Origin of the sequence: Burkholderia sp. Ac-20345, from assembly GCF_017104825.1 — a bacterium.
GTDB lineage: Bacteria > Pseudomonadota > Gammaproteobacteria > Burkholderiales > Burkholderiaceae > Burkholderia > Burkholderia lata_B.
The window spans coordinates 1-691 of sequence record NZ_JAAGPO010000556.1 but is presented as its reverse complement, the minus strand read 5'-3'; the positions used below and the strand labels follow the sequence as shown (position 1 = coordinate 691).

The following is a 691-nucleotide window of genomic DNA, read 5'->3' as shown; positions in this document are numbered from 1 at the left end:
CCATCGGATAGCCGATCAGCAGGCACAGCACCGTCGACACGGCGGCCATCTTCAGCGAGCTGAGGTAGGTCGCGATGTACAGGTCGTCCTGCAGCAGGAACGCGTAGTGCGACATCTGCAGCGCGAAATGCACGACGCCGTCCTTGATCTCGACGAGCGACGTGTACGGCGGGATGCCCATCACCTGGTCGGCGAAGCTGATCTTCAGCACCAGCACGAACGGCAGCGCGAAGAAGACGGCGAGCCACAGGAACGGCACGCCGATCGCGACGCTGCGGCCCGACGGCAGGAAGCGCTGCAGCATCGCGAAGCGGCCCGGGCGGGCACGGCCGGCGCCGGTGCTTGCTGCGCCGGACGATACCGGCGCGGACGGAGTGGAAGCGGAGGTTCTCATCGTGGCGTCCTCACTGCGTCAGCACGACGCCGCTGGCCGGCGACCACGACACGAACACGTCGTCGTTCCACGCCGGTGCGTTGTCGTTCATCAAGTGCGAGCTCGACAGGTTCGACACGACCGTCTTGCCGCTCGGCAGGCGCACGTGATACAGCGAGTAGCTGCCCATGTACGCGATGTCGGTCACGACGCCGCGCGCCCAGTTGTGTTTCGAGCCCGGCTTCTCGCGCGACACGTGAATGCGCTCCGGGCGCACCGAGATGCCGACCGGCATCCCGAGCGGGCCCGTGATGCCGT

The 691-nt window shown here is 67.1% G+C and carries 1 protein-coding gene and 1 pseudogene; both read right to left on the bottom strand.

Annotated elements, in window-relative coordinates; all coding sequences use genetic code 11:
• Positions 1–394: pseudogene (locus G3O06_RS50150) on the bottom strand (putrescine ABC transporter permease PotH); the annotation flags it as partial.
• A 10-nt stretch (positions 395–404) separates the two neighbouring features.
• Positions 405–691, bottom strand: a 287-nt coding sequence (locus G3O06_RS50145; protein ID WP_205820502.1) for a TOBE domain-containing protein, incomplete at its 5' end; no start/stop codon positions are given.